Source organism: Nocardia sp. NPDC058497, assembly GCF_042720195.1.
Lineage (GTDB): Bacteria > Actinomycetota > Actinomycetes > Mycobacteriales > Mycobacteriaceae > Nocardia.
In genome coordinates, this window is the sequence record NZ_JBHXMY010000526.1 from 1 (window position 1) to 4,118 (window position 4,118).

Consider the following 4,118-nt stretch of genomic DNA (forward strand, 5'->3'; position numbering starts at 1 on the left):
CCCACACACTCTTTTTTTGGTGTTTGTGTGTGTTTTTTTTTTTATTATCCCCTTGGGTTTTCTCCCCACCCCCGGGGGGGTTTTTTATATTCCCCCCCCCCAAACACCCCCTGTTTGGGGGCCCCCGGACGTTTTACTACGCTGCGGTACTGCTTCGCGCGCCTATTACCCTGCGCAGGAACTCGGCGGTCAACCCCACCGCCTGGAGGCTCTCGGGGAGCAAACCGTCCAGTACCGGGAACGCGTGGACCTGTTGCTGCCACACATGGGCCTCGACATCGCGTCCGCCGTCGCCGAGGACCTGGGCGAATTCCAGGATGTCGGCCTCGAACATCTCCTTGGCCGCGACGGTCAGGAACGTCGGCGGGAATACCGCGGGGTCGATCTGCAGCAGCGACCGCGCGCCGCGAAGGTCCACAGGACCGCGCGTCCATTTCTGCTTGGCCCGCGTATACGCGGAAACCGGCATCAGGGCGTCACGGCCGATGACAGCGTGGTCCCGCAGATCGACGTCGAGGTTCACATGCGCCGAGTAGCCGATGTAGGCCGCGGGCATGGCGATGCCGTCGGTCGCGGCGAGCTCGCAGATCTTGGCGGCGAGGAAGGCCCCCGACGAGTCTCCGGCGACGATCACCCTGCCCGGGTCCGGGCAGATCTCCAGTAATCGGCGATACGCCGCGTAGGCGTCGTGCACCGCGGTGCCGACCCCCGCGAACGGCAGTTGCCGGTAGATCACCGAGTACACGGGTACCGCCAGGAGCTGTGCCAGCCTGCTAGTGACCCTGCGGTGGGTTCCCGCCCCACAGAACGTGAATCCGCCGCCGTGCAGATAGAGCACGGTGGCCCCGGCCAACGCGTCGTCAGCGTCCCGCTGCGGCACGTACCGTTCGATGGGTACGGAACCAAGCTCGGTGACCGATTGCACGACCGTAGCCGGTGCGGGCACCAGTCCGAAGGCGCCGTCGAGCAGGGTCAGCGCGCGGATCCCGGTGTCGCTCAGCGGCCACACCCGGTAGATGGGCTTGGCGATCAGGCGCGCCAGCACGTAGTTGACGCGCGAACGCACGCTGGCCTCAGGATGCGAGATCAGCGCGGTACTCGCCACTGTTGTCCGCGGCGCCGATGCGGCGGTATCTGTGCCCACTGTAGGTCCCCTTGTGTTCGACAGTCGCTCTCGATTTGACATGTTGAGATGTCAGATAGCGGGTTCCTGATTATTGCACAGAACGACCTGCAGGCGATCAGCCGCAGGTGGCGCCGGTCACGGCGCGCACCCGATCGGCCGACCAGCGCCTCAGCGAACGCCGGGGAAGTACGGACTCACCGGGAAGCACGGAACCGGGGTCGCCGTGTCGGGTGAGAGTGCGTTGAGAACGAACAGCCACACTCGTTCGCTGTACATGGTGGCCAGATGCTCGGACTGGTCGACCGGGCAGCCGTCCTGGAGGGTGATATTGGTGACGTTCTCACCGGAAAGGTACTGCTGCTCGTAAGGGGTGACGATCTGGTCGTACTTGGTGACCAGGGTGGTGTAGGTGACCCCCGGTCGCGTGTCGCCGTTGCCGTAGACCTCGCGCGAAAGGTCGTCGCCGATCGCCTGCTGGGTCAATGCCGGTGCGATGTCGCCGAGACCGTCGTAGATCCACCACCCCACCGGCGGGATGAAGCTGCGCAGGTACGCGATGGTGCTCAGCGTGGTGCCGTGATTGCTGGGTGAGATGCCGACCATCTTGTCCACCTTGGCCGCACCGCCGAGCACATTGAGGTAGTACAGCGCCATGATGCCGCCGCCCTGGGAGTGGCCGACGATATCCACCTTCTCGGCACCCGTTGCGGCGAGCACACGGTCGACCATGGCGGCCAGCTCGCGCCCGGACGCGCGGATGTCACCGAGGGCCTGCAACGGGATCTGCCCGGGCAGCCACGCCATGTTGCCGTAGTTGAACGTGAACACGCAGTAGCCATTGTTCTTCAGATACGGCGCACCGGCCTGCCAGGCGATCGCCTGCGTGGTCGAAGTGGAGTTCGACAGCACCACCGGATTCGGGTGCTCGGCACTGGGTTTGCAGTTCCAGTCGTTGGCGCCGGGCGGCGCCTGCGCGGGAAACAGGCCGGCGGGGAGGATGCCCGCACCCAGGTCGAAGGGTACCGGCAATGGGCCGGTCGCCGGTTCGGGTGGCTGCGCCGATCCTGATCCCGCGGTCACGGTCAGTGCGATCACCGCCCCGGCCATTGCGGCAGCGAATCTGAACCGATTGGGCACGCTTCCCCCCATGCTTTTCGAACCTTTCAAACCTTCAACATAGTGAATGTTATCCAGGTAACACGAGTTTCAGATCAGCGACCATTGTGATTTCTCACAACGGCCACCCTGTCAACTTGACCAGTCCTTACGGGCCGAGAACGCCGAAATGAAGGCCGTCGAATAGGAGTGAACACATTCCAGCCATGGGGCCGAAGGGGCGTTGGCGGATCGTGTCATCGACGTTCCGGCGAGCGGTCGGGCCTCCGGACCTATAGCGCATCAACGGCTGTTCCGCAACGCTTCGGCGGCCGGTTTCGGGTGTACAGGGTCGGCTTCTCGGAGGAGTTGCAGCGCGTCACCGCGGACGAGACTCGGTCGCAGTACTGAGCAAAGGAGTATCCGTGACATCGAATCGTGTGCCCGCCGCAGCAGCGGCCTTCCCATCGGCCCAGGTATGTGGCCGGATCGACAGGATCGGACAATGGTGAATCTGTCGCGGCGCCAGGGGAAATGGCTTGCCGGACTCGTTGTCGTCGGTGTCGCCGTCGGGGCGGGCACCGGCGGGGCAGTGGTAACGCGGGTTGTGGACGATCGCGCGGCGCGGAGCCGATCCGACCCTGCGCCCGCGGACCCCAACGTGGCGATCGCGTGCGAAGACCGGCGGCCGTCGAAGGTCGACCCGGGCAGCTACGGGATGCAGAACGACGGGTCCTTCCTGCACCCATCGCTCACCTATGTGAACGAATCGGAGCAGCACCCGTTCCCCGGCGGTGGCGAAGACCTGTTCCCCGCGACCGGCGGGTATGACCCGAACTCGTACAAGAGTGACAACGTGACCATCGAGGCGCACTATCCCGGCAAACAGTTCACCCCGGATCCGTTCCATTCGTGGCAGAACATCGTGGACTTCGACGGCCGGCGCTACATGTTCCAGTACGACCGCAGCGAAGCCCGCGTCTACGACATCACCGATGTCGGGAACGTGCGGGTCGTCGAGTCGCTGACCCGCGACGACGTGGCAACGGCAGAGGGGAACAACGAGGCCGTCGCCGGCAATGATTGGGCCGCCCATGACTTCTGGGGAGCCTCCACCATCCAGTGGAGCGAGAAGTATGACGGCTACATCATGGTCCAGAGCTTCGAGATGCGGCGTCAGGTTCCGTTCTGGATGGGCGACGCGCCGCAGGAGAGCAAGTACGCCGCGCCGGAAGGTGTGGCCGCTGCTCGCGCGGACACCCAGCTCAAAGGCTTCAAGGTCTACAAGCTGAACGGCCCCCGGAAGAAGGACTGGGAGTTGCTGGCGAAGGTCAGCACCGACGACACTCAGCAGAATCCGCTCGACCCGGATTTCAGCAAGCCGCAGCAGGGGTCGGGATCTCTCGACGTCCCGCACTGGGACGGCGGTCGCTACATGTTCGTCTCCACCGCGCCCAACGACGACTGGTCGATGCAGGAGTATCCGACCTACCTCTACGCCAACGGATTCCAGGTGTGGGACATGGCCGATCCGGCCGCACCCGTGCTGCTCGACACCTGGCATCGCGAGGGCATGGTCCGCGGTGAGGAGGATGCCTACCGATCCAATCCGCGCTGCGGCAACCGGACATCATGGATGGGTTCGCGCAACCCGCTCTACATTCCCACGCCGATCGAGGAGGGCGGCAAGTACGGATTCGCGGCGATGGGCGGATTCGGCATGTCGATCATCGACATCTCCGATCCGACGAACCTGCGCGAGGTCGGCCATCTCGATGTCCCGCCGTCGGTGTCGGGTACCGAGGCCGACAACATCGATGTCTCCCAGTTCGAGAAGACCGGCATGGTGTATCTGAGTGGTTACCCGCTGTCGGAGGACTGCTACGAACCGTACAAG

The 4,118-nt window shown here is 64.4% G+C and carries 3 protein-coding genes; 1 reads left to right on the forward strand and 2 read right to left on the reverse strand.

What is annotated here, in order from left to right; genetic code table 11:
* Nucleotides 1-136 precede the first annotated feature (136 nt).
* Entirely contained in the window at nt 137-1,144 is a 1,008-nt protein-coding gene (locus ACFWPJ_RS26415) for an alpha/beta hydrolase (RefSeq protein ID WP_378855218.1), read from the reverse strand.
* Between the two features lie 150 nt (nt 1,145-1,294).
* On the reverse strand, nt 1,295-2,233 hold the full coding sequence (locus ACFWPJ_RS26420) for an esterase/lipase family protein (protein WP_378855220.1): 939 nt from the start codon (nt 2,231-2,233) through the stop codon (nt 1,295-1,297).
* Nucleotides 2,234-2,726: 493 nt separating this feature from the next.
* Here ACFWPJ_RS26420 and ACFWPJ_RS26425 point away from each other — a divergent pair.
* Nucleotides 2,727-4,118, forward strand: a 1,392-nt coding sequence (locus tag ACFWPJ_RS26425) for a hypothetical protein (RefSeq protein WP_378855222.1), incomplete at its 3' end; no start/stop codon positions are given.

Bases quoted from the DNA above. Each gene is read 5' to 3' on its own strand.
- ACFWPJ_RS26420 (WP_378855220.1), bottom strand. From the start codon at position 2,233: ATGGCCGGGGCGGTGATCGCACTGACCGTGACCGCGGGATCAGGATCG.